The following is a 26,340-nucleotide window of genomic DNA, read 5'->3' as shown; positions in this document are numbered from 1 at the left end:
TAGACTTTCTCTTTATTCTAAGCAAAAATCGACTTGTCAATACACAAGTCGATTTTTTATTAAAATTATCTACTTCCTTTAATATAAGGAACACCATTTGCTTTCGGTGCTTCGGCACGTCCAATAAACCCGGCTAAAGCTAGAATTGTTAAGACATATGGTGCGATGAGTAAGATGACGTCTGGGACATTAGATAACAGCGGAATACTTGAACTAACAACACTCAAACTTTGTGCTAATCCAAAGAATAAAGCTGCCCCCATGGCACCTAATGGATGCCATTTACCAAAAATAACAGCCGCTAATGAAATAAATCCTTGCCCTACAATCGTAGTTTGTGAAAAGTTTGAAGCAATAGTAAGCGCAAAGACACCGCCCCCTAAACCACCTAATGCACCAGAAATAATAACCGCTATATAACGCATTTTATAAACATTAATTCCGTTGGTGTCTGCTGCCATAGGGTGTTCTCCGACTGAGCGAAGTCTTAAACCAAATGGCGTTTTATAAAGAATATACCAAGCGACAATTGCAAATAAGATAGCGATATAAGATGTTGTATAGATTCCCTTAAAGAACATCGGTCCAATAACTGGGATATCTGATAAAACGGGAACACTTTTAACCGTAAAGAATGGTTGTGCGACCATATCTGTTTGCCCTTTACCATACCATTGTTTTGTTAAATATATTCCTATACCTAAAGCAAGGAAGTTAATGGCAACACCACTTACAACTTGATCTGCTCGAAATGAAACAGAAGCAACAGCATGAATAATTGAAAATATCGCTCCAACAATCATCGCGACGACTATCGAAATCCAAGGTGTCAAACTACCAAATACGTCTGCAAATGTTAGGTTAAAGACAACAGCGACAAAAGCACCCATTACCATTAATCCTTCTAATCCGATGTTTACAACTCCAGAACGCTCACTAAAGACACCACCAAGTGCCGTAAATATTAATGGAGCGGAAAAGAATAAGGCTGTTGGGATAATTGATTGCAATACGTCAATCATTTTGCTTTCCTCCCTTTATAACGAAGTAAGGCCCAGCGAATAATATAGCTTGATGCAACAAAGAAGATGATCAATGCAATAATAATATCAACTAGTTCCGTTGGCACCCCAGCTCCAGTCGGCATCTCGTTTGCTCCTTCTTTTAATGAACCAAATAACAAGGCCGCTAAAACAACACCAAGTGGCGTATTAGCACCTAAAAGCGCAACTGCAATTCCATCAAAACCGATATTTGAGAAACCAGACATGACTGAAATGTTTCCGTACGTACCCAGACCTTCCATTGCTCCAGCCAATCCACCCAGTGCTCCTGAGATTACCATAGCAAGAATGATGTTTTTACTGACATTCATCCCTGCATATTTAGATGCGTGTGGGTTAAATCCGACAGCTTTAATTTCGTAGCCTAATGTTGTTCGTTCGATAATAAACCAAATAACGACAGCAATAAATAAAGCGAGTAGGATACCATAATGAAGGCGCGAATAATAAGTCATGCTACTAAGCCATTCAGATGCCATAGAAGCTGAACCTTTAATCGATTCTGTTGTTGTTTTATGATCTGTTAACACATTACGAATAATTTCATTAGTTGTAAATAAAGCAATATAGTTCATCATAATCGTTACAATAACCTCATGAACACCTAGTTTTGCTTTTAATAGACCTGGAATAAATCCCCATAAAGCACCAGCAAAGGCTGCAGCTAATAGAGCAAGCGGTAAATGAATAATCATTGGAGCATCAATACTCATACCTACCCAAACAGCAGTTAACCAACCAACAATAACTTGACCTTCTGCACCAATATTAAATAAGCTGGCACGAAAGGCAAAAGCAATCGCTAATCCAGATAAAATATAAGGGGTTGTCCGTCGAATCGTTTCGCCAATCGCATAAGAATCTCCAAATGCTCCCCTAAAAAGAGCAGCGTAACCTGCTATCGGATTATACCCAGAAAGAAGCATAATGATTGCACCGGCAATGATACCAAGTAATACGGAAATGATCGGTATTAATATTGCATATCGTTTTTGATTTGTCGTCATTTCCCTTCACCTGCCCTTTGTGATTCGCTACCAGCCATTAATAGTCCTAATTCCTGTTCATTCGTATCTTCTGGTTTGAGGTCTGCAACAACTTTCCCATCAAACATAACAGCTATACGATCACTAACATCTAATATTTCATCAAGTTCAAATGAAATCAACAAGACAGCTCGTCCTTTGTCACGTTCTTCTACTAATTTTTTATGAATAAATTCAATTGCACCAACATCTAAACCACGGGTCGGTTGCGCGGCAATGAGTAAGTCTGGAGACCGATCAACTTCTCGGCCAATAATCGCTTTTTGTTGGTTACCACCGGACAATGAACGTGCCTTTGTATTTGCATTTGGCGTTCTTACATCATAGTCGCCTATCATTTTTTTCGCATAACGATATATTTCCTTTAGATTTAAAATACCACGTTTCGAAAAAGGTTCTTTATAATATGTTTGTAACACCATATTCTCTCCAACCGTATAATCTAATACAAGACCAAATTTATGTCGGTCTTGAGGAATATGTCCTACACCACTTTCGGTAATTTTCCTTGGGCTTTTATTTGTTATATCTTCATTATTTAAAAGGATTTGCCCTGATTGTACACGTGTTAGACCAGTAATGGCTTCGATTAATTCCGATTGACCATTCCCATCGACACCAGCAATTCCGACGATTTCACCCGCACGTACTTCTAAATCCAAACCTTTTACCATATCGACTTTACGGGCGTCTTTAACCTGTAAATCTTTAATTTCTAGAACCGCTTCTTTCGGCTCCGCAGGCTTTTTATCAATTTCAAAGCTCACTTCACGGCCAACCATTAAAGATGCTAATTCATTGACATTTGTTTCAGCAACGTTAACTGTGCCTATCCCTTTACCTCTTCTAATAATTGTACAGCGGTCGGCAACTTGCATAATTTCTTTCAATTTATGTGTAATCAATATGATGGACTTGCCCTCTTTAACTAATGAACGCATAATATCCATTAATTCATTGATTTCTTGAGGTGTTAGAACGGCTGTTGGCTCATCAAATATAAGCACCTCTGCTCCTCTGTACAATGTTTTTAAGATTTCTACTCGTTGTTGCATTCCAACAGAAATGTCACGTATTTTAGCTGTTGGATCGACCTTTAAACCATAGCGATCTGACAACTCACGTATTTCATTTTCTGCACGTTTAATATCAATGCGCCCAGTTTTTGTTTTAGGCTCCTTACCTAAAATAATATTTTGTGTGACAGTGAAAGGTTCAACTAACATAAAATGTTGGTGTACCATCCCTATTCCTAACTCATTGGCAATGTTTGGATTCGTAATTTCTACTTCTTTACCACGAATACGAATGTGGCCTTTTTCTGGCTGATATAATCCAAATAGAACGTTCATTAAAGTAGATTTTCCTGCACCATTTTCACCCAATAATGCGTGAATTTCTCCTTTTTTTAACTGAAGTGTGATATTATCGTTAGCAATAACACCTGGGAATTCTTTTCTAATATTCAACATTTCTATAACGTATTCCACTGTTTAATCACCCCTTTATGGCAATTAAGTTTATTTTTTATTAGTACTAGTGTTATAAAATCACCAGATCAAATAAATAATATGAGTTCAATTATTTATTTGATCTAATGACTTTAATCCTAATCGGAAAAGGTTGGTCGCCCAACCTTTTCCATTATAATTAGAGGCCTTTAATAAATTCTTCTGTCTCTTCACGTGTCTTCGGAACATCAATTTCTCCGTTCAGGATTTTCTCTTCCCATTCCTTAACTTTATCGATGATATCTTGAGTCATCGCATCTTCGTTTGTTGTAGCGACACTAATACCTTCTTCTTCAATACCATATTCAAGTGTTTCACCACCATGGTGTTCACCATTCATTGCTTTATTCGTTATATCATGAACAGCTACATCAACACGTTTTACCATAGATGTTAATGTGATATTGTGATCACCAATTTGTCCTTCTTCATGCTGGTCACGGTCTACACCGATTACCCATAGTTCTCGGTCTGGATCGCTTTTCTTCAAGTCTTTTGCTTCATTGAAGACACCGTTACCTGTACCACCAGCAGCATGATAGATAATATCGATATCATTGTTGTACATGTTTGAAGCAATAATTTTTCCTTTATCAGCTGCACCAAAGCTTTCTGCATATTGAACGTCGACTTCAATATCAGGGTTAACTGATTTAACACCTGCGATAAAACCGGATTCGAATTTGTTGATCAATGGTGAATCAATTCCGCCGACAAATCCAACTTTATTTGTTTTAGTTTTCATTGCTGCTGCAACACCAACTAAGAATGAGCCTTGATGTTCTTTAAACACAACACTTGCTACGTTATCCTTTTCAACAATATCATCAACAATGGCAAAATGTGTGTCTTTGTATTGATCAGCTGCCTTTTCAACGTCTTCTTTAAGTTCAAATCCAATGGCAAAAATCATGTTGTAATCATCACGAACTAAACGAGTGATATTCGGCATATAATCTGCTTTAGTTGTTGATTGAGCATAATCAAAGTTTTCCTTTTCTTTTAATCCATGCTCTTCTCCCCATGCATTTAAACCTTCCCAAGCGGATTGGTTAAATGATTTATCATCAACTCCACCAATATCCGTTACCATTGCTGCTTTAAAATCTTCTGTTGCTTCTGTTTTTTCATCTTTTCCGGCATTGTCTGATGTTCCTTCTTTTTTATCTGCTCCACCACCACATGCCGCTAACACCATGCTTAATGACACAAGTGCTACGATAAGTAAATACCATCTTTTCTTCATTAATAAACCCTCCTTGTATTTTAATTACCTTGTCAAATAAATAAGTCATCTTCCTACAAAACCCTCGAATATCACCCCCTTAAAGAATTTAGCTTATATTCTTTTTCTAAATACATGGAAGCTAAACATATCTGAGCGAAAATAGTTTTGTGAATATAAGACTGGCTTGTCCTCGCCTGTATAATGCATTTGCTTTAGAAGAAGAACCGGTTGATTACTTCGACAGTTTAAAATATTATAAATACGTTCGTCATAACAGACGGGCTCAATATATGTAACAGCGTAGCTAATTCTGATTGTCGTCTGTTTCTCTAAAAGCTGGAATAATGATTCTTCTTTAGCAATATGTTCTACTGGAATAATACCTTCTGGAAGTTGATCAATACAGAAAACAACCGGTTCAGCATCTGCTGTGCGGACACGTTCAATCTTCAGCATTCTTTCATTGGGAAAATAATGAGAAATCGTGTCCGATGTTTCCACAATATGAGTAGCCAAATATAATGTTCCAGGCTGTTTCCCTGATTGGATTATCATATCGGTTACACTACTAAGTTGTTCTATTCCGGAAGAAAATATCGGCTTTGAATTAATAAATGTTCCAACACCATGTTTACGTGTAATCACATTTTCTTCTTCAAGGAGGCGTAACGCTTCTCTTAAAGTTGCTCGTGATACGCCGAGTTGTTTTGATAATTCGTATTCTGAAGGAAGTTTCTCGTTTTCTTTATATTTACCTTTTGCAATATCATCTTTTATTTTATCAATGACTTGTAAATATAGCTGACGAGAATCAGATCGTATACTCACGAAAAACACCCCTTAAAATATAGCTTGTGTCGTCAGACATCTGACATGAGCTCATATCTATTATAAATATACCATTACACTATTAATAAATAAATACTAAATAGGCTGTTTCATAAAGTTTTCATTTATCTGTTAACAAATTTTTTAAACATTTATACACTGTTCACACAAAAATCGACAGTGTGTAAATAGACGAGATACACACTGTCCTTCGTGTTATAAATGATTAAGCTTACACATTGGCTTCTTCTGTTTCGTTATTAATTAAGACGGTTCTCGGTTTACTACCTTCGTATGGTCCAACAACTCCACGTTCTTCCATTGCATCAATTAACCGTGCCGCCCGGTTATAGCCGATTCGAAATCTGCGCTGTAACATGGAAATACTTGCACTTTGCATATCACAAACAAGTTGTACAGCATCATCATACAATTCATCATCAACTTCAGTTAATTCTTCATCATGATCCTCAGGAATCATTTCTTCTTGGTAATTCGCTTTTTGTTGTTCAATACAATGATCAACAACCCGTTTGACTTCATCATCAGATAGAAATGCGCCCTGTACACGGACTGGTTTTGATGCGCCGACTGGCATAAATAGCATATCGCCGCGCCCGAGTAATTTTTCTGCTCCGCCAGAGTCTAAAATTGTTCGAGAATCGGTTGCTGAAGATACACTAAAGGCAATTCGAGACGGAATATTTGCTTTAATAAGACCTGTGATGACATCGACGGAAGGGCGTTGTGTAGCAATAATAAGGTGAATTCCTGCTGCACGTGCCATTTGCGCTAATCGTGTAATCGATGCCTCTACATCAGTTGATGCGACCATCATTAAATCCGCTAATTCATCGACAATAACAACAATATAAGGTAGTACCGCATCATCTTTTCCCATTTTTTGCTTACGTACATAGGCATTATACCCTTCTATATTACGCGTTTCTGTTTCTGAAAACAATTCATAACGTCTTTCCATTTCATCAATTACTTTTTTCAATGCCCGGGATGCTTTTTTAGGGTCTGTTACAACAGGCGCAATTAAATGTGGCACCCCATTATAGATACTTAATTCTACCTTTTTCGGGTCAATCATCATCATTTTCACTTCATGTGGCTTTGCTCGCATTAAAATAGATGTAATCACACCATTGATACAGACACTTTTTCCACTACCAGTTGCGCCGGCAATCAATAAATGGGGCATTTTATTTAATTCTGCAACGACAGCTTCTCCAGAAATATCGCGCCCTAACCCAATTAATAATTTGGATGAACGCTTATCCGGAATATCTTCTAATACTTCTCGTAAGGAAACCATCGCAATTTCTTGATTTGGCACTTCAATGCCAACAGCAGACTTCCCAGGAATGGGGGCTTCGATTCGTAAATCTTTTGCGGCTAATGCTAAAGCTAAATCATCGTGTAAGCTAACAATCCGACTTACTTTCACACCTGTCCCGGGGTATACTTCATACTTCGTAACAGCTGGTCCAACATGAACTTTCGTTACTTTTGCTTGTACACCAAAGCTATGAAAAGTACGTTCTAATTTTTTTACCGTTTTTTGTATATTACCTTTTTCACGTTGTTGCGATTGGTGAATAGGTTCCTTTAGCAAAGCAAAAGACGGAAGGATATAATCATGATTTTCTTTTTCTGTTATCGAAAAGGACGGATCTTCTTCTCGTTTCATGTCTATTTGTTCAGTTTCCTGTATTTCCTGTAATAGTTCAACTTGCTCTTCTTCTTGTTGAGTGAAACCGTCTGTAAAATCACGAATAACTGGTTCATCTTCAAACTCATTCTGAACTAAATCATCTGACTCTACATTTTCAATGGTGTGATCCGTCTTTTGAGCTTGATATGTTACCCATTTATTTTTAAAGAAACCGATTAAGCGTAAACACTGTTGATAGATTTTCTTCGTCACATCACCTACCGATAATTCAGTTAAGAATATGAGGCCGACAACCATCGCAAATAATGCAACAATTTTCGTCCCGATAGATGAAAATAAATAATAACAAAAAGCTGATATGAGTGCACCAACCATTCCCCCTCCAACCTGAAGGGAAGATCCGTGTCCATTGACATATGTAATATACAAGTTCCAAGATGCTTTGATAATCGATATATCTTGTCCTAATACATCAACTTGTTCAAGCGTATATATATGTGTTAATAAAAGAATCCCAGCAAATAATATATAAAAACCGATCATTTTTTTATGAGTGAAATCAGGATATTTTCGTTTTACAAGTAAAATCACTCCTGTTATTAATAAAAAAACAGAAGCGACAAAATACCAAATCCCCAAGAAGAAACGGAATATGTAATCTAATCCACCGGGAATGATGCCATCACTTATGGCTGAGGCGCCACTTCCAAATATAGCCAAAAATATAAAAAGTAAGCCGAGTAATTCGAACTTAACTTTTTGTTTTAATTTTTTTCGTTTCCTTTTTCCTTTCCTCGCCATCTATATACCTCCCCAAAAGGGTTAATCACAATAAATAAAAAAGTACTGTACTATGTTTTAGTATAACAGAAATATGCCCTGTTTTCTTCTTTTTTTAAAACCTAAATTGATATATCTGCATGTTCCCATATCATTTGAACATACTATAGCTAGAAACAATAAAGGAGCGTCGTTATGGATAAAGATCATATGCAAAAAAAACAACAAGAAAAGGAACAGACGGAGCAGACGTCTGATTTAGTACAAAAAATACAACAGCTTGGGCAAACATCAGTTGCCCAAGCACCAGATACAAATATTCATGTGCTTTCGATAATCGGTCAAGTAGAAGGACATATCCAACTGCCTCCACAAAATAAAACAACTAAATATGAACATATGTTACCACAGTTAATTGCTATTGAACAAAACCCTAAAATTGAAGGGCTTATCATTTTACTTAATACGGTTGGTGGTGATGTAGAAGCAGGATTAGCTTTAGCAGAAATGATTGCTTCCTTATCTAAGCCGACCGTGTCTATTGTATTAGGAGGCGGACACAGTATCGGTGTTCCAATTGCCGTCGCAGCCGATTATTCCTATATCGTCCCAACAGCTACAATGACCATCCATCCAGTCCGGTTAACTGGGTTAGTTATCGGCGTCCCACAAACATTTGAATACCTAGATAAAATGCAGGAGCGTGTGATTCAATTTGTTGTCGAACATTCTGGTATTAAGGAAAGTCAATTTAAAGAATTAATGTTTGCTAAAGGTAATTTAACACGTGATATAGGTACAAACATCGTTGGGACGGAGGCAGTTAAACATGGGTTAATTGATGAGGTTGGTGGTGTTAAAAATGCCATGGAAAAAGTGAATCAATTAATTAGTATGAAAAAAAGTCAAGAGGTGATCCAATGATTCTATATACCCCCCTTACAGAATTAGATATCTTTCCGACTTCTGATGCGGATTATACGAAGCTCCGTTCCATTTCATTTAAAGGGAAAAGCATGTATGTAGAAAATATGACAGATGGAAATTATAAAATTATCCAGCTTCTATCGACCGACCCAAACGATTTTCTAAATAAAAATTATACCCCAGGAACATTAATTTCCTATAATGATTCAGAACAGCATTAAAGAGAAAAACATCGGTAAAAACCGATGTTTTTCATTTGCTTATTTGAATTTATTTCATAATAGTTCATTTGAGTAATTGTTCTAAGGCATCGTATGATTCTTGAGTTAATTCTACTAAAGGTAGGCGAACACCACCACAGTCAATCCCTTTCATTTTCAGTGCAGCTTTAACGGGTGCTGGTGATGGGGCTTGGAAAAGTCCATTCATAATAGGAAGTAAAGCTTGATGTCGTGTAGCCGCTTCTTTATGATCGCCACGTAAGAAAGCTTGAATCATATCTTGCATCTCTAGTCCAATGATATGAGATGCTACAGAGACAATCCCATCTCCCCCTATTGCAAGCATTGGAATGGTGAGACCATCATCACCGGAGTACACAGTAAATGTTTCATCTGTTTCCGCAATGATTTTTGTCGCTTGATCTAAATCACCTGATGCTTCTTTTACCGAAACGATATTGTCTACTTTACTTAATTCAATAACAGTCTCAGCTGTCATATTAATACCGGACCGTCCTGGAATATTATATAACATAATGGGTAATGATGTTTCATTCGCAATCGTAGTAAAGTGTGCATATAAGCCACGTTGGTCTGTTTTATTATAGTATGGGACAACGAGCATAATCCCGTCAACCCCACACGTTTCAGCTGCTTTTGTTAATGTAATTGAATCGTGTGTATTGTTACTTCCTGTTCCTGCAATAACAGGGATACGTTTATCAACGACTTTAACAACGTGTTTAAACAATGCTATTTTCTCTTCATAAGTGAGTGTTGGTGATTCACCTGTCGTACCAGACACAATTAAGCCGTCAGTTCCATTTTTTAATAAATGTTCGATTAGAATTGTTGTTTTATCAAAATCAATTGCACCATTTTCATCAAATGGTGTCACCATTGCGGTTAAAACACGACCGAAATTCATGATTTCAACACCTTCCTATCATTATTCTTTGAGCCATTAATCTTACTCAATTGAAATGCATCATGAAGTGCATTGACTGCTACTTTTAAATCCTTATCATGGACTAAGACCCAAATCGTTGTGTGACTGTCTGCTGATTGAAGGATTTGTACACCAGCGCCTGTTAAGGCCTGAACAATTTTAGAAGCAACACCAGGTACACCGGTCATTCCTGCTCCTACGGCAGAGACTTTCGCACAATTAGGTGTAAGAGATGGATTAAATCCTAATGTTTTTAATATGTCCACAGCTTTTTCCGTATCGGAATCAGCAACTGTATAAATGACACCTGTTGGCGAGATGTTAATAAAGTCAACTGATATTCCAGCATCAGCCATTGCCTTAAATACATCTGACTGTCTGGCATGGTCTTCTTCCATATCAACTTTTATTTGGGTAATTGAAGATATGTGGGCGATTCCCGTAATTAACCGATCTGGAATATCGGCTGAAGCTGTGACTAAGGTACCCCCGTCTTCTGCATAAGTTGATCGAACACGCATGGGGATTTTCGCTTGCATGGCAATTTCAACCGCACGCGGATGGATCACCTTAGCCCCTTGATATGCTAGATTACATATCTCAGTATAAGTCACTGTGTCAAGTGGACAAGCCGTTTCAACAACTTTAGGGTCGGCTGTCATGACACCATTAACATCCGTAAAAATTTCGATTCGGTCTGCTTGTAATGCAGCACCTAAGGAGGCAGCAGTCGTATCGCTGCCTCCTCGACCTATTGTTGTCATTTCACCTGTTTCTGTCTGACCCTGAAATCCAGCAACAACGATGACATCATGTAATTCGAATTCATCGATAATTCGCTTTGTATTGACTTGTTTTATTTTTGCCTGTGTAAAATCATCATTTGTTATAAAGCCTGCTTGAGCACCTGTTAAGGCAATTGAGCGGATATGGTTTCTTTGCAGTTCATTTGATAAAACGACTGAAGCAATGATTTCTCCGCATGACATGAGTAAATCAAGTTCCCGTTTTGAATTATAGTTCGCTGGAAATTGAACGAGATTGAGTAACGAATCGGTTGCATATGGATCTGGTTTTCGACCTAGAGCAGATACAACGACAACTAATTTATACTTCTGCATGAGCGCATGTTTTATATGTTTCAATACATGCGCTCTACTATTTTCATTTTGTACAGAAGTACCACCAAATTTTTGTACTAAAATCTGCATAATTGATAATCACACCTCAATAATAATCGATTAGTTGTTTTGTTTATTATAACCACTTGTTTTTAATTAAGCTTTCAGCTATTTGTACCGTATTTAATGCTGCGCCTTTTAATAAGTTATCCGATACGACCCAAAGATGAAAACCTTTTTGGCAATCTAAATCCTGCCTTACCCGCCCAACAAATACATGATCTTTATTAGCTGCACTTATTGGTGTCGGATATGTTTGTGTTTCGGGATCGTCTTGTAACATAACGCCGTCAGCTTTCTCTAATACATCCCAAAGCTCTTTTACATTTATCCCTTCTTTTTCAATTTCAATGTAAATACTTTCAGCATGAGATGTGAAAAATGGTAAGCGGACACAAGTAGCTGCGATTTGTAAATCAGGTCTGTTCATGATTTTCTTTGTTTCATTAATCATTTTCATTTCTTCTTTTGTATAGCCGTTTTCTTCAAAAATATCAATCTGTGGTAAAGCATTAAAAGCAATTGGATAATGACGCTCGTCACCTTTTACCGGTAAAATATTTGTTTCGATTGTTTCATCTTTTAAAAAGGCTTCTGTTTGTTGAATTAATTCATCAACAGCTTCAGAACCAGCACCTGAAACAGCCTGATATGTTGAAACGACAACACGTTTTAAACCAAATGCAGCATCGATTGGTTTTAATGCAGCGACCATTTGAGTCGTGGAACAGTTTGGATTAGAAATTAAACCTTGATGGTGTTTCATATCATTTGCATTAACTTCAGGGACCACTAACGGGACATCGGCATTCATGCGATATGCACTTGTGTTATCAATAACAACGGCACCACGTTTGATTGCTTCGGGCACGAGAGCTTCTGAAACCGTACCTCCCGCTGAAAAAAATGCAATATCAATGTCTTTAAAGCTATCGGGAGTGGCTTTTTCTACAACAATCTGTTTATTATTAAAGTCTACTTTTGTCCCTGCTGAGCGCTCTGAGGATAAAAGTTTCAATGATTGGATAGGAAACTTTCGGGCCGCTAGTACATCCATAATCTTTTGACCAACTGCACCAGTTGCTCCAACAATTGCTACGTGATAAGCTGTTTTATTATTCATTATATGACTCCCTTTCTATCTAGTCCTACTAGTTTATCATACAACATTTAGCTTTCAAATGGTATAATTACTGGCTGAAGCTGTTCCCCTTTTAATGCTTGAATAACTGTATTTGGTAATAATTGCATATTAGCAACGAGTGAATTTGGCTTTTTTACAGGGGCATCTTGACCAAACGGGATGAAATATATGAACTTACTCGACATCAGCCGCATTAAATTTACTCCATTTAACCCAAGGGCATCATTCGTTGCAATCCCCAGAACAACAGGTTTTTGGTTACGCATCGTTGCTTTTGCGGCCATTAATGGGGGGGTATCTGTAATCGCATTTGCTAACCGACTCATAGAATTCCCTGTTAACGGTGCAATGACCATAACATCTAAAGGTTTAATTGGACCTAATGGCTCTGCCTCTGGAATCGTTGCGATGACTTTTTCACCTGTTATCTCTTCAATTCTAGCAATATGGTCTTTTGCTTTACCAAATTTTGTATCGACATTTAACACATTATATGAAACAATCGGTACCACCTCGGCACCTAATTCGATTAACTTTTCCATTTGTGGAAAAACAGCTTCGTACGTACAATGAGATGCTGTTAATCCAAACCCAATTCGTTTCCCTTTAAGATTCATTTGTTGAACCCCTTTCTTGTAGTAATTGAATAATGACATCCGCCAGTATTTTACCAGCTGTTTTAGGGGCAACAACACCGGGTAAACTTTCCGATAAAATTGCTTTTATCCCGCGTTGTTTAGCGAAATCAAAATCAGTTCCTCCAGGTTTTGATGCTAAATCAAATATAAGTGCGTGTGATGGTAAATATTGTATAACCCTTTCATTAATAACTTGTGCAGGAATCGTATTGATTAATATGTCGCATTCATTCGTATATTGATGGAGTTGATCGATAGGTATCGCGTTAAGCCCCATTTCAATGATACGTGCCAGATCCTTTATTCGTGTTGCCGCTACAGAAACATGAGCACCTAATGCAGCAAACTTGTTTGCAACTGTATGACCTACTCTTCCAAACCCAGCGACGATAACACGTGAAGAATGAATAGTATAATCAGTGTGTTTCATTGCCATTAATATCGTTCCTTCTGCCGTCGGAATCGAATTAAATATCGCCACATCATCCCGCTCTAATAACGGAATAACCTGGGCAAACGTATCTTTTGTGACAGTCGTTAAATAATCATTCGTAATTCCTGTAAATACAGGCGTTGGTTTTTTTAACCGTTTAAACCATTCTTCAGTTAGTATAATCGTTTCGTCTGAAAAAACAGTCTCAACTTGGCCTTTTAATTTTGTACCTGTAATCGGTAAAATGATGGCATCTAACTCTTCTGGTCTTAAATCAGAATAATCAACATGTTTAGCACCAATAAAACCTTGTTCCAATTTATTAAATCCGGATATGACTGTTTTAATCTGTGGAATAAATTGTAGTTGTCTTATTAGCTCAATATACCTTGCATCTCCACCGATGACAGAAATGGTAAGTTCCGACATACTAACTCATCCTCTCCACATCTAAAAAAATAAGCCCCTATAATTACTTCTATATAGTTTATGTAAAAGGTGTTAGAGAGTGCCTGATACGTAATGACTAGTAATAAATAGGCAAAAAAAACAGACAGCCATTATAACTGTCCGTTTTTTCACTGTAACTTTCAATTATTCAAATTCAACCATAATCATATCTTCGCCTATTTTCTTGATATCGTCCCAGCGAATCTTCATTTCTTCTCCTTGCTTCTTGAGACCAAACCACTTGTAATCAGGTATTATAAAAGCATTAATTTTTCCAGTTTTAATATCAATTTCTAAGTCTGTCTGTCCGAGAATTCCTAGCCTTGTTCCGTAATGAATGTTAACAATTTCCTTGCCACTTATTTCCTTATACCGCATAGCCGCCTCCTTTAATGCACCTTACTTAATATATGATTATGCAGCAAATTAAAAATTATTTCTTAACTTCAGGCGCAATAAGTGCTGAGGCGTAGTTTTGGTTAAATACACGCTGAATGACTGCTTGTGTACTACCTAATGTTACTTGATCAATCATGTGAATCACTTCATCCATCGTACGATGACGCCCGAGTAGGAGTTCATTTCTTCCATTACGACTCATTCTACTATTTGTACTCTCTAAGCCTAAGACGATATTTCCTTTAAGTTGTTCTTTACTATTTCGGAGTTCCTTTTCGGTTATCCCATTTTCAACAAGTTCTTCGATTGTTTGAAAAATGGTTTCCTTCAGTAATGGAAGCTGAGCATTTCCTGTACCTGCATAAATGGTTAATAAGCCATTATCTAAGAAAGACGAATGATATGAAAAAACAGAATAAGCTAGGCCGCGTTTTTCCCTTACTTCCTGAAATAAACGCGAACTCATACTACCACCTAATACATTATTTAACACAACCATACTATACAAAGAATCATCATGGGCTGACAATCCATTATATCCTAAAGTAAGATGGGCTTGTTCTGTTTCTTTAGCTCGTTTAATATGTTTTGCTAAAAAAGTTGGTGCTGCTTGCATTTGTTCGCATGCATGTTTCTTTTCATATCCACCAAATAAATCATCGATTAAATGAATAAACTGTTCATCAAAATGGCCCGCAATCGATATGACAACATTTTCTGGATGATAACGTTTACCAATATAATCTAGAATCGTATCTTTAGTAAAAGAATCAAGTTGATCTTTTGTACCTAAAATTGGATAGCCTAATGGATGATCCCCATATGATGCTCGTGCTAATAAATCATGAACAATATCATCTGGTGTATCTTCATACATTTTAATTTCTTCCATGACCACTTTTCTCTCACGATTCATTTCATCTTGTTCGTAAATTGAATTAAAAAACATATCTGCTAATAAATTCAGTGCATATTCTTTATGATTATCTAGAACCCGAGCATAGTAACACGTATATTCTTTTGATGTAAAGGCATTGATTTGGCCTCCAATAGAATCAAACGCTTCGGCAATCTCTTGAGCATTTTTTGACTTTGTTCCTTTGAAAAACATATGCTCAATAAAATGTGAAATCCCATTGGTTTCCTTCGTTTCGTGTCTAGATCCCGATAATACCCATATTCCCATTGTTACGGAACGAACACTTGGGATAAATTCTGAAACGATCCGCAATCCATTTTTACAAACATGTTTCTCTATCACTGGCATGTCCCCCTAATATGAACTTACTTTATCTTTTTTCCGATAATAATTCGTCTATCGTACCAATGCGATATCCTTCTGCTTTTATTAATTCGATTAATTGTTCTAGGCCATTCTCAATGACGGGTGTAGGATGCATTAATATAGTGGCTCCAGGATGAATATGATTCATCACGCGATTCAGCATAACAGATACGGATGGTTTCTTCCAGTCGATTGTATCTACTGTCCATAAAATCGTCTCCATCTTCAATTGATGTGCGGTCGCGACAACTAAGTTAGAATAACTGCCACTAGGTGGAGCAAACCATTTTGGCTCCTTTTCAGTAATGGAATGTAATATCTCATTTGTTTGAACAATTTGGCTTTCAATTTCTTGTTTTGACATACGAGCCATATCCGGATGATTGTAGGCATGATTACCAATCGTGTGTCCTTGTTCAGCTATCATACGCACATAGTCAACATGTTCTTTAGCCCATTTCCCTTCAATAAAAAATGTCGCTTTAACATGATTATTCTTTAATGTATGTAATATTTTCGGGACATGTTCTGTTCCCCATGACACATTGATTAAAAAGGCAACCATTTCCTTTTTAGGGTGACCACGGTAAATCGGAGAGGCAGCTAAATCTTTGAGTGATTGTTGCGGTGGAATTTCATCAAACACAAGATACGATTCATCAAACATACCTTTTTTCATCATTTTTTTATATGATTTATTAATATTGACTTTTACTCCATTACGTCCTGGAGTTTTCTTCCATACATCATCAATATAAGCATCTTCTGGCTTTTCATCATACTGTTTAGCCTTTTGTTCAATTTCTTTATATAATGAATCATTCTGCTTACTTACTGTAATAAATGCGCCGTCTTTAATGAACGGATGATTTGGTACTTTCCATGTTAGGATGACCAATAAAATAAAAAGAAACAGTTGAGCAAACTGTTGCCATCGGATCATGTCTTGTCCCTCCCCTGGTTCAATTATATGAAAGGGGGGGATTAGATATGCAAGCACTTATTCGAAATAAAAAGAAACTGGTTTTCCAGCTTCTTCATTGTTGTGTTACCGATTTTGTTTTGCTTGTTTTTCTTGTTCTTTTAAAACAGCCTTACGTGAGAGGTTAATGCGACCATGTGAATCAATTTCGATTACTTTCACCATGATTTCATCACCAAGTTTAACGACATCTTCTACTTTATTCGTCCGTTTGACGTCGAGTTCTGAAATGTGTACGAGTCCATCTTTTCCTTTGAAAAGTTCTACGAAGGCACCAAATTTTTCAATCCGTTTAACTTTTCCTAAATACATTTCACCAACTTCAACTTCGCGAACGATGTCCTCTATTATTTTCTTGGCTTTTTCATTCATAGCCGAATTCTCAGATGAAATGAAAATCTCACCATTTTGTTCAATATCAATTTTAACTCCGGTTTCATCAATAATTTGATTAATTTGTTTTCCACTTGGTCCAATGACATCGCGGATTTTATCTGGATTAATTTCCATTGTTAAGATTTTTGGAGCATATGGTGATAATTCTTCACGTGGTTTCTGAATCGTTTCTAACATGGATGTTAAAATATGCATACGACCAATTTTCGCTTGGGCGAGTGCTTCACTTAGTATTTCTTCCGATAGACCAGAAATCTTTATATCCATTTGAAGAGCAGTAATTCCTTTTTCCGTTCCAGCTACTTTAAAGTCCATATCACCTAAAGCATCTTCCATGCCTTGAATATCTGACAGAATTGTATAATCGGAACCATTCTTTACAAGCCCCATCGCTATACCAGCAACTGGTGCTTTAATTGGAATGCCTGCATCCATCATCGCCAAAGTACTTGCACATATACTTGCCTGTGAACTTGAACCATTAGATTCTAAAACCTCAGAGACAAGTCTAATCGTGTAAGGAAATTCGCTCTCAGAAGGGATAATATATTCTAATGCACGTTCACCTAATGCACCGTGGCCAATTTCTCGGCGGCCTGGTCCACGAATTGGGCCTGTCTCGCCTACACTAAAATGTGGGAAATTATAGTGATGCATAAACCGCTTAGATTCTTCCAAATCTAATCCATCCAGTATTTGCACATCACCTAACGCACCCAGTGTACATACACTTAAAGCTTGTGTTTGTCCACGTGTAAACAAACCAGAGCCGTGTGTACGTGGTAATAGACCGACACGTGATGACAGCGGACGGATTTCGTCTGGTTTTCTTCCGTCAGGACGCTTTTTTTCTTGCGTGATTAAACGACGGACTTCTTCTTTAATGATTTGATCTAGAACAGCACTCACACGGCCAAGAATTGTTGGTTCTTCTTCAGCCTTTTCTTCATATGAAAGAAGAACGTCTTCTTTAACCTGTTCAATCGCTTCTTCTCGTGCATGTTTCTCATGAACTTGAATTGCTTCATTAAGCTTAGCTTCAGCATTTTCTCTTACTTCTTTTGCTAATGATTCATCAACATCAAAAAGCTCGACTTCCATCTTTTCCTTACTAACTTCTTTAATAATATCCTCTTGGAAGGCAACGATTCGCTTAATTTCCTCATGGCCGAACATGATTGCTTCTAACATGACCTCTTCAGGTAATTCATTTGCTCCCGCTTCAACCATATTAATAGCATCTTTTGTTCCAGCTACCGTTAATTCAAGATCACTTTTCTCTGCTTCCTCAACGGTTGGATTAATAATGAATTCACCATCGATACGACCTACTTGTACACCAGCGATTGGTTGTTCAAATGGGATATCTGAAATTGATAAGGCGATTGATGAACCTATCATTGCAGCAATTTCAGTAGAACAGTCTTGATCAACACTCATAACGGTGCTAATCACTTGTACCTCATTACGGAACCCTTCTGGAAATAATGGACGTAGTGGTCTATCAATTAAACGTGATGCGAGAATAGCCTTTTCACTCGGTCGTCCTTCTCGTTTAATAAATCCTCCTGGAATTTTTCCAACAGCATATAAACGTTCTTCATAGTTAACTGTTAATGGAAAAAAAGGTAAGTCTTTTGCTGTTTTCGATGCAGTTACTGTTGCTAAAACCGAAGAGTCTCCATATTGAATCATACAGGCGCCATTTGCTTGTTTAGCTAATTCTCCGATTTCAACTGTGAATTTTTTTCCAGCTATCTCTGTGGAAAATACTTTCTTATTTGCTGACATATAAATAAGAACTCCTTTCAATATCTTTCTATCTCTATACTATAGTTATTTTTTAAAATTGTAAATGGAGTAAAAGTTAAGATACAAAAAAAGCAGGATCTCTCCTGCTTTTCTATATTATCTACGTAAACCAAGTTTTTTAATCAAATCACGGTAACGGGTTACATCTTTATTACGTAAATAAACGAGAAGATTACGGCGTTTCCCAACCATTTTCATTAAACCGCGACGTGAATGATGGTCACCCTTATGTGTACGTAAATGTTCGTTCAGATTATTAATTTCTTCTGTAAGAACAGCAATTTGTACTTCAGGTGATCCTGTATCATTCTCATGAATTTTATATTCATTGATTATTTCGTTCTTACGTTCCTTTGCTAATGCCATCTGGCACACCTCCTAGTATTATTAGAGCACCAATCCCCTAGCAAACGTCGGAGTTACGATTTGCCAAGCGATGGTTCTATCTTTTCTAGATTACCTGTTTTCCAAAAAAAATGCAAGTCATAAAGTTAATTAATTTTCGGATTGGAAATATGCCCGAATGGTTCTTTCATCATCTTCTAATTGTTTTATTAATGCCTCTACAGATGGAAATTTAGCTTCATCTCGTATATAGGCATGCCATTCAAGTAATAATTCCTCACCATAAATATCATGATTATAATCAAAGATATTAACCTCTAAAGATAAACGGAACTCATCTTCCGGAAATGTAGGATTTGTTCCTAAACTCGCCATTCCTTCATACGTTCTATTCTTGTAAAGAACTCTAACAGCATAAATGCCTGGCTTAGGAAGTAATAAATCTTCTTCAACATTTAAGTTGGCTGTTGGGAATCCGAGTTTCCTCCCACGTTTTGCACCAGATAAAACGGTTCCATATAATGATAACGGCCGACCTAATAGTTCATTCACTTGAGTGACATCCCCACTTGCTAATAGGTTGCGAATTCTTGTCGAGCTAATTTTTTCTTCATCATTTTCCACTTTAGAAACGGTCGTATATGTAAATGAACCTCGTGTAAATTGACTTATGTTTTCCATATTTCCGCTTCCTTTATGACCGAAAGTAAAGTCAAATCCAGCAACAACATGTTTAATATGAAGGCCAATAATAAAATGATCGATAAACTGCTGTGGTGATAAACTTGATAGCTCTTTATTAAATTTAATAATATACAAACGGTCAACGTTCATTTGTTGTAAAATTTCCTGTTTTTGACGAATAGGTGTAATATATTTAACGTTTTTCTTTTGTTTATTTAAAACAACTGACGGATGAGGATGAAATGTAATAACAGCACTTTCCATGTTTTTTTCTCTTGCTTTTAAAATCGCAGCATTTATTACTTCTTGATGTCCCTTATGTATCCCATCAAAAAAGCCGATTGCTGCGACTGTTTCCGGTAAACTATCCTCTGATAATATATGTGGGTAAGTTAATTCAATCGTTCTCAATTTACATCATCACCTACGCTTTCCAGTTCAATTAAAAACGCGTAATGCCCGTATTTGCTTAGGATTATTTTGATCTTTTTGATAGATTGCAAGCAATTCATTCTCATAAAAAATAGCAAATGGTTTATCTGTAGATAATTGATCCAGTATTGGTAATTTCTGTCCATATAATACCCTTTGTTTTGTAAGAGCGTCAACCGTTATTCTTTGTAAATGTTTCAGTCCATCACCAATAGGAACTAGTAAATCCATTTGTTTTTGCTTGAGTACTGCTCGTTCTATCATATCAAATGTGACACAATTTTCTTTATGAAATGCCCCAGTTTCAGTTCTTACGAGATGTGACATATGTGCTGGATATCCGAGCTTCCGACCTATATCAACACATAAAGTCCGAATATAAGTTCCTTTAGAAGAGACGACTTCAAAGGAGAAAACATGACGATCATCAGATATTTCTTTACGAGTGATTTGATAAATAGTTACCTGTCGTTCAGGGCGCTCCACCATTTTATTTTCGCGTGCATATTCATAAAGCCGTTTTCCTTTTACCTTGACAGCTGAATACATGGGTGGTATTTGCGTTATTTCCCCAACAAAAGACTGTAATGTGTCGTCAATATCTGCAACTGTAAGTGGTTTTTCAATATCCGCTTGTTCGATTACCTTACCATGCGCATCTTCCGTTTCAGTAGCCACACCTAATGTTACTTCAGCGACGTATGTTTTTGTTGTATCCATTAGATAGGGGACGATTTTTGTAGCTTTTCCAATACAAATCGGTAAAACCCCTTCAACTTCTGGATCGAGTGTCCCTGTATGACCGACTTTTTTTGTTTTAAACATCTTTCTTATTTGAATCACACAATCGTGAGAAGTCATCCCTTTTGGTTTCCATAATGGTAATATTCCGTCCATCTTTCCACCCCATTTTAAGCATGTTATGGAAAAATCTGACTTATCTTATCCAAGATAAGTCAGATTAATTTTACTCTTATTTTGACCATCTACACATGCTCATTGATCCAATTTCTTTAAAATGGTTTCAATGCGATTGCCATATTCTAATGCCTCATCAAACTCGAACGTGATTTCAGGTGTTTTGCGTAGGCGAATGCGACTACCGATTTCGGAGCGAATAAATCCTTTTGCCTTTGATAGGCCAAGAAGAGTTTCCTTTTTCTCTTCCTCACTCCCTAAAATCGAAACATAAACAGTAGCTTGTTGTAAATCACCCGTTACTTCAACATCAGTCACAGTTACAAATCCGATGCGTGGGTCTTTAATTTTTCGTGTTAAAATATCGCCAAGTTCTTTCTTCATTTGTTCAGCAACACGATTTGCACGAATCTTACTCACACTTCTCACCTCAACTTATACCATATCTCACACATGTTCGATTTCCGTTAACGTACGTTCCAATTCCGGAAAGGTATCGATCATTTGCAATACAGTTTGCATCACTTTCTCTGCATGTGCCTTTTCATTCGAAATCGTAACAATACCTAATTTCGTACGTTGCCATAAATCATGAAAATCTAGTTCAGCAATAGCAACATTAAATTCGTTTTTAAGTTTAGTCATCACTTTCTTTAACAGAGACCGTTTATGTTTTAATGAGTTCCCTTCATACAATAGACATTCTACTTCGGCGTATATAATCATACACGTTCGATTTCTTTCATAATGAATGCTTCTATGATGTCCCCTTCTTTAATATCATTAAAATTCTCCACTGTTAAACCACATTCATAGTTTTGTGCGACCTCTCGGACATCATCCTTAAATCGCTTTAATGTACCGATTTCGCCTTCATAAAGGACAATACCGTCACGGATTAAACGTACACCAGAATCACGTGTGATTTTTCCATCTGTGACATAACATCCAGCAATTGTTCCAATCTTGGATACTTTAAATGTTTCACGTACTTCTGCTTGACCAATCACTTGTTCTTCATATTCTGGATCAAGCATACCTTTCATAGCTGCCTCAATTTCCTCAATGGCCTTATAGATGACTCGATGGAGACGTACATCGACCTTTTCAGTTTCTGCTGCTTTCTTTGCATTTACATCAGGGCGAACATTAAAGCCAATAACGACAGCGTTTGAAGCAGATGCTAATGAAATATCTGATTCATTAATAGCACCAACACCAGAATGAATGATGTCAATGCGCACGCCTTCTACCTCGATTTTGCGAAGTGAAGCAGCAAGTGCTTCAGCAGAACCTTGGGTATCTGCCTTTATGATGACTTTAACAGCTTTCATTTCACCTTGTTTAATATGCTCAAATAAGTCGTCAAGGCTTACTTTTGTATGTTCGCTTCGAGTTTCTAAAATAGCTTGTTGATGCCTTGCCTCACCTATTTGGCGAGATTTTTTCTCATCTGCGAAAACAAGAAACTGATCTCCTGCTTGTGGTACTTCATTCAATCCAGTTATTTCCACAGGTGTTGATGGACCTGCTTCTTGGACCCGTCTTCCAATATCATTGAGCATCGCACGAACACGGCCAAATGTATTACCAACAACAATTGCATCTCCGACATGAAGTGTACCATTTTGAACTAATAATGTAGCAACTGCCCCGCGGCCACGGTCAAGTTCTGCTTCGATTACAGTGCCAAATGCATGTGTTTTAGGATTTGCTTTTAGTTCTTGCATTTCAGCAACGAGTAATATCATTTCAAGGAGTTCAGCGATTCCTTGATTTGTTAGTGCAGAAATCGGTACAAAAATGGTATCGCCACCCCAATCCTCAGGGATGATTTCATATTCTGTTAATTCCTGCATTACTCTTTCAGGATTTGCCGTCTCTTTATCCATTTTATTGACCGCTACTATGATTGGTACTTCAGCGGCTTTGGCGTGATTTAATGCTTCGACAGTTTGTGGCATGACACCGTCATCGGCAGCAACGACTAAGATAGCCAAGTCCGTTACTTCTGCACCACGTGAACGCATGCTTGTGAAAGCTTCGTGTCCCGGTGTATCTAAAAATGTGATTCTCTTATCTTCGACTTCAATCTGATAAGCACCGATATGTTGTGTAATACCGCCAGCTTCACCCGCCGTTACTTTAGATTGGCGAATCGCATCTAGTAATGTTGTTTTACCATGGTCAACATGACCCATAATGGTTACAACAGCTGGTCTTTCTTGTAAGTCTTCTGGATTATCTTCTTGAATATATTTATCAAAGTCCGTATCTTCAAGAATGATTTCCTTTTCTACTTCCACATTGTATTCTGAGCAAATGAGTTCAATCGCATCATCATCTAAATCTTGATTTTTAGTTGCCATAACACCTAAAAAGAGTAAGTTCTTAATAATTTCAGATGAATCTTTGTTTAATTTTTTAGCCAGTTCACTAACAGTTAGTGTGCCACTATATACAATTTTGTTCGGGGTTGATGGTTGTTCTTTCGGTTTCTGTTGTTTACTTTGTTCTTGCTGTACGTGTTTCTGTTTTTTCTTTTTATTCGCGCTTCTTGCTTTTTTATTTTCGTGTTTTTTCTTTTGTTGCTTACTTTCTGTAGGTTTTGTTTTTACTTCTGACTTCGGTTTGTTTTGTTCTTTTTTTGGATTTAATTTTTGATTCAACTTTTGCACGACATCCTCAGTAATCGTAGACATATGGTTAGATACGTCAATGTTTAATTCCTTCAAGTGTTGAATGATTTCTTTGCTTGATAATTTTGCTTGTTTTGCATACTCATATATACGCATTTTACGCATATATTCACCCCCAAAATAATTTCTAATCTAATAATGTCTTAAGTTTGTTGGCAAAACCGTCATCAAGTATTGCAATAGCAACACGATCTGTTTTTCCAATTGCTTTTGACAATGTGTCACGATCATCAACTACATAAAGGGGAACATTATAAAAATGACATTTATCAGTCATTTTCTTTTTCGTCTGTTTCCCTGTATCATTCGCCAAGAGAACTAACTTAGCCCGACTTTCTTGTATATCCTTAATAATCGCTTCTTCACCTAGTGAGCATTTACGTGCTCGATATGCCAATCCAATAAGGTTTAAATACGGCTTATTATTCATCGGAATCAACGAATTGTCGCAATTCATCATAGATATGCTGGTCGATATCTGTATTCAGATGGCGTTTTAATACACCTGTTTTTTCTGCCTGATCAATCACAACCAAGTCTTTAGAAACATAGGCGCCCCGTCCACTCAATTTACCAGTTGGATCAACAGATACCTTTCCTTCTTTATCCCGTACAATGCGAATCATATCTTTTTTAGATTTCATTTCAGATGTGACAACACACTTACGTAGCGGTATTCTTCTTTTCTTAACCATCTGAATCCCTCCTTATTCAAACAAATCTTCTTCCATGTCAGAATAAGTGTCTGTTTCGTTTAAAATCCCTTCTTCTAAGGCTTCTGATTCACTTTTAATATCGATTTTCCAACCAGTTAACTTTGCCGCTAAGCGTGCGTTTTGTCCACGCTTTCCAATTGCTAATGATAGTTGATAGTCAGGTACAATTACCGTTGTTGCTCGTTCATCTTCATCAAGAATGACATCGATGACTTTCGATGGACTTAATGCGTTTGAAACGTATACAGTAGGGTCTTCAGACCATTCAACAATGTCAATTTTTTCACCATTAAGTTCATCTACTATAGCCTGCACGCGCTGTCCTTTCTGACCGACACATGACCCAACTGGATCAATTTCCGGATCTTCTGCATGAACTGCGATTTTTGAACGGTCTCCAGCTTCTCTCGCAACTGATTTGATTTCTACAACTCCATCATATATCTCCGGAACTTCCATCTCAAACAATCTTACTAATAAACCCGGATGCGATCGAGAAATAAGAATTTGTGGACCTTTATTCGTGTTTTCAACTTTCGTTACATATACTTTTATCCGATCATGAGCATGATATTGTTCATTACTCATTTGTTCAGATAGTGGAAGTTTTGCTTCAATTTTACCAAGGTCAACATAAACAAAGCGTGAATCGTGGCGTTGAATAATACCAGTCATCACATCTTCTTCACGATCGATGTATTCATGATAAATAACACCTCGTTCTGCTTCGCGCACCCGTTGTGTTACAACTTGTTTAGCAGCTTGGGCAGCAATACGCCCGAAGTCTTTCGGCGTTACTTTTACTTCAATCACATCGCCTAATTCATAATTCGGATCAAGTGATTGTGCTTCCTCAAGATTCACTTCTTGTTGTTCATCTTCCACTTCTTCAACAACTGTTTTTCGAGAAAACAATTGCATGCTACCTTTGTCTTCATTTAATTCTACGCGTACATTTGTTGCTGATTGAAAATTCTTCTTATATGCAGAAATCAACGCGGCCTCTAATGCTTCTAGTAATGTCTCTTTTTCAATTCCTTTTTCTTTTGCTAACGCATCGATTGCATCAAACAGTTGACTACTCACTCGTTTATTCCCCCTTAAAATACAACTGCTAATCTCGCTTGAGCAATTTTATCAAATGGAATGCTAACTTCCTTTGTTCTAGTCATAACTTTATATTCTATTGTTGCAGTGTCATCTTCAAAACGTGTTAATATTCCCTCATATTCCTTTTCACCATCTATCGGTGCATACAAAGAGACATAGATATTTTTATTCACATGTTTTTCAAAATCAGCCTTTGTCTTTAATGGACGTTCTGCCCCTGGTGAGGAGACTTCTAAGAAATAGGCACCTTTTATCGGATCATGTTGATCTAATTGTTCACTGAGCTTTTCTGATACGAGCTCGCATTCATTTAAACCGACACCACCCTCTTTGTCGATGAAAATACGTAAGAAGAAGTCTTTTCCTTCTTTGACATATTCAATATCAACTAAGTCTAAATTTTCTTCTTGTAAAATAGGCGTAACGATTTCCTCCGTCATATTAATAATATCTTGTCGTCCCAATTGTCTTCCTCCTT

At 37.1% G+C, this 26,340-nt stretch carries 27 protein-coding genes; 2 read left to right on the top strand and 25 right to left on the bottom strand.

The window, feature by feature from the left end:
- Positions 1-65 precede the first annotated feature (65 nt).
- The 6 genes from VIG73_RS10175 to VIG73_RS10150 form a co-directional block, all read right to left on the bottom strand.
- On the bottom strand, positions 66-1,022 hold the full coding sequence (locus VIG73_RS10175) for an ABC transporter permease (protein WP_331641576.1): 957 nt from the start codon (positions 1,020-1,022) through the stop codon (positions 66-68).
- Positions 1,019-2,071 carry an ABC transporter permease gene (locus tag VIG73_RS10170; protein WP_331641574.1) on the bottom strand — a complete coding sequence of 351 codons (1,053 nt, stop codon included), beginning with the start codon at positions 2,069-2,071 and terminating at the stop codon, positions 1,019-1,021. The genes VIG73_RS10175 and VIG73_RS10170 overlap by 4 nt, the downstream gene beginning before the upstream one ends.
- The gene (locus VIG73_RS10165) at positions 2,068-3,600 is read right to left on the bottom strand and encodes an ABC transporter ATP-binding protein (protein WP_331641571.1); all 1,533 of its coding nucleotides are present in this window, start codon (positions 3,598-3,600) and stop codon (positions 2,068-2,070) included. Before VIG73_RS10165 ends, VIG73_RS10170 begins: the two co-directional genes overlap by 4 nt.
- 160 nt (positions 3,601-3,760) lie before the next feature.
- On the bottom strand, positions 3,761-4,867 hold the full coding sequence (locus VIG73_RS10160) for a BMP family protein (protein ID WP_331641569.1): 1,107 nt from the start codon (positions 4,865-4,867) through the stop codon (positions 3,761-3,763).
- A gap of 93 nt (positions 4,868-4,960) precedes the next feature.
- A complete protein-coding gene (locus VIG73_RS10155; protein ID WP_331641567.1) occupies positions 4,961-5,677 on the bottom strand; it encodes a GntR family transcriptional regulator in 717 nt (238 codons plus the stop codon).
- Positions 5,678-5,909: 232 nt separating this feature from the next.
- A complete protein-coding gene (locus VIG73_RS10150; protein WP_331641565.1) occupies positions 5,910-8,162 on the bottom strand; it encodes an FtsK/SpoIIIE family DNA translocase in 2,253 nt (750 codons plus the stop codon).
- 174 nt (positions 8,163-8,336) lie between these two features.
- Between VIG73_RS10150 and VIG73_RS10145 the strand changes: the two genes are divergently transcribed.
- Positions 8,337-9,065, top strand: coding sequence for a ClpP family protease (locus VIG73_RS10145; RefSeq protein ID WP_331641563.1), 729 nt, complete (start codon positions 8,337-8,339; stop codon positions 9,063-9,065).
- Entirely contained in the window at positions 9,062-9,289 is a 228-nt protein-coding gene (locus tag VIG73_RS10140) for a YlzJ-like family protein (protein ID WP_331641561.1), read from the top strand. Before VIG73_RS10145 ends, VIG73_RS10140 begins: the two co-directional genes overlap by 4 nt.
- A 64-nt stretch (positions 9,290-9,353) precedes the next feature.
- On the opposite strand, the gene dapA is transcribed toward VIG73_RS10140, so the two are convergent.
- The 19 genes from dapA to rimP form a co-directional block, all read right to left on the bottom strand.
- Positions 9,354-10,217 carry a 4-hydroxy-tetrahydrodipicolinate synthase gene (dapA, locus tag VIG73_RS10135; RefSeq protein ID WP_331641559.1) on the bottom strand — a complete coding sequence of 288 codons (864 nt, stop codon included), beginning with the start codon at positions 10,215-10,217 and terminating at the stop codon, positions 9,354-9,356.
- Complete coding sequence (gene dapG / locus VIG73_RS10130; protein ID WP_331641557.1) at positions 10,214-11,449, bottom strand: aspartate kinase; 1,236 nt, start codon at positions 11,447-11,449, stop codon at positions 10,214-10,216. The genes dapA and dapG overlap by 4 nt, the downstream gene beginning before the upstream one ends.
- 46 nt (positions 11,450-11,495) lie before the next feature.
- Positions 11,496-12,542 carry an aspartate-semialdehyde dehydrogenase gene (gene asd, locus VIG73_RS10125; RefSeq protein WP_331641555.1) on the bottom strand — a complete coding sequence of 349 codons (1,047 nt, stop codon included), beginning with the start codon at positions 12,540-12,542 and terminating at the stop codon, positions 11,496-11,498.
- Positions 12,543-12,589: 47 nt separating this feature from the next.
- Positions 12,590-13,180 (bottom strand): dipicolinate synthase subunit B, encoded by a 591-nt coding sequence (locus VIG73_RS10120; protein WP_331641553.1) that lies wholly within the window; start codon positions 13,178-13,180, stop codon positions 12,590-12,592.
- Complete coding sequence (gene dpaA / locus VIG73_RS10115) at positions 13,170-14,063, bottom strand: dipicolinic acid synthetase subunit A (RefSeq protein WP_331641551.1); 894 nt, start codon at positions 14,061-14,063, stop codon at positions 13,170-13,172. The genes VIG73_RS10120 and dpaA overlap by 11 nt, the downstream gene beginning before the upstream one ends.
- Positions 14,064-14,228: 165 nt before the next feature.
- Positions 14,229-14,462, bottom strand: a complete 234-nt coding sequence (locus VIG73_RS10110) for a YlmC/YmxH family sporulation protein (RefSeq protein WP_331641549.1) — start codon at positions 14,460-14,462, stop codon at positions 14,229-14,231.
- Positions 14,463-14,517: 55 nt separating this feature from the next.
- A complete protein-coding gene (locus VIG73_RS10105; protein WP_331641547.1) occupies positions 14,518-15,744 on the bottom strand; it encodes a pitrilysin family protein in 1,227 nt (408 codons plus the stop codon).
- Between the two features lie 28 nt (positions 15,745-15,772).
- Positions 15,773-16,711, bottom strand: a complete 939-nt coding sequence (locus tag VIG73_RS10100) for a polysaccharide deacetylase family protein (RefSeq protein WP_331641545.1) — start codon at positions 16,709-16,711, stop codon at positions 15,773-15,775.
- A 105-nt stretch (positions 16,712-16,816) separates the two neighbouring features.
- Positions 16,817-18,937: a polyribonucleotide nucleotidyltransferase gene (gene pnp / locus VIG73_RS10095; RefSeq protein WP_331641542.1), complete on the bottom strand. Its 2,121-nt coding sequence runs from the start codon at positions 18,935-18,937 to the stop codon at positions 16,817-16,819.
- 117 nt (positions 18,938-19,054) lie between these two features.
- Positions 19,055-19,324 carry a 30S ribosomal protein S15 gene (gene rpsO / locus VIG73_RS10090; RefSeq protein ID WP_331641540.1) on the bottom strand — a complete coding sequence of 90 codons (270 nt, stop codon included), beginning with the start codon at positions 19,322-19,324 and terminating at the stop codon, positions 19,055-19,057.
- A 129-nt stretch (positions 19,325-19,453) separates the two neighbouring features.
- Positions 19,454-20,398 (bottom strand): bifunctional riboflavin kinase/FAD synthetase, encoded by a 945-nt coding sequence (locus tag VIG73_RS10085; RefSeq protein ID WP_331641538.1) that lies wholly within the window; start codon positions 20,396-20,398, stop codon positions 19,454-19,456.
- Between the two features lie 27 nt (positions 20,399-20,425).
- Positions 20,426-21,316: a tRNA pseudouridine(55) synthase TruB gene (truB, locus tag VIG73_RS10080; protein ID WP_331641536.1), complete on the bottom strand. Its 891-nt coding sequence runs from the start codon at positions 21,314-21,316 to the stop codon at positions 20,426-20,428.
- A 99-nt stretch (positions 21,317-21,415) separates the two neighbouring features.
- Complete coding sequence (rbfA, locus tag VIG73_RS10075) at positions 21,416-21,757, bottom strand: 30S ribosome-binding factor RbfA (RefSeq protein ID WP_331641534.1); 342 nt, start codon at positions 21,755-21,757, stop codon at positions 21,416-21,418.
- Positions 21,758-21,784: 27 nt separating this feature from the next.
- Positions 21,785-22,063 (bottom strand): DUF503 domain-containing protein, encoded by a 279-nt coding sequence (locus tag VIG73_RS10070; protein WP_331641532.1) that lies wholly within the window; start codon positions 22,061-22,063, stop codon positions 21,785-21,787.
- On the bottom strand, positions 22,060-24,141 hold the full coding sequence (gene infB, locus VIG73_RS10065; RefSeq protein WP_331641530.1) for a translation initiation factor IF-2: 2,082 nt from the start codon (positions 24,139-24,141) through the stop codon (positions 22,060-22,062). The genes VIG73_RS10070 and infB overlap by 4 nt, the downstream gene beginning before the upstream one ends.
- A gap of 22 nt (positions 24,142-24,163) precedes the next feature.
- Positions 24,164-24,466 (bottom strand): YlxQ family RNA-binding protein, encoded by a 303-nt coding sequence (locus tag VIG73_RS10060; protein WP_331641693.1) that lies wholly within the window; start codon positions 24,464-24,466, stop codon positions 24,164-24,166.
- Positions 24,459-24,731 carry an RNase P modulator RnpM gene (rnpM, locus tag VIG73_RS10055; protein WP_331641528.1) on the bottom strand — a complete coding sequence of 91 codons (273 nt, stop codon included), beginning with the start codon at positions 24,729-24,731 and terminating at the stop codon, positions 24,459-24,461. The genes VIG73_RS10060 and rnpM overlap by 8 nt, the downstream gene beginning before the upstream one ends.
- A 12-nt stretch (positions 24,732-24,743) precedes the next feature.
- On the bottom strand, positions 24,744-25,838 hold the full coding sequence (gene nusA / locus VIG73_RS10050) for a transcription termination factor NusA (protein ID WP_331641525.1): 1,095 nt from the start codon (positions 25,836-25,838) through the stop codon (positions 24,744-24,746).
- A 14-nt stretch (positions 25,839-25,852) separates the two neighbouring features.
- Positions 25,853-26,326 (bottom strand): ribosome maturation factor RimP, encoded by a 474-nt coding sequence (gene rimP, locus VIG73_RS10045; protein WP_331641523.1) that lies wholly within the window; start codon positions 26,324-26,326, stop codon positions 25,853-25,855.
- Between the last annotated feature and the right edge of the window lie 14 nt (positions 26,327-26,340).

Origin of the sequence: Cerasibacillus sp. (assembly GCF_036516575.1) — a bacterium.
In the GTDB taxonomy this organism is placed as follows: domain Bacteria; phylum Bacillota; class Bacilli; order Bacillales; family Amphibacillaceae; genus Cerasibacillus.
Note: the sequence above shows the minus strand (reverse complement) of the source record. Positions and strands in the feature narration are given on the sequence as shown.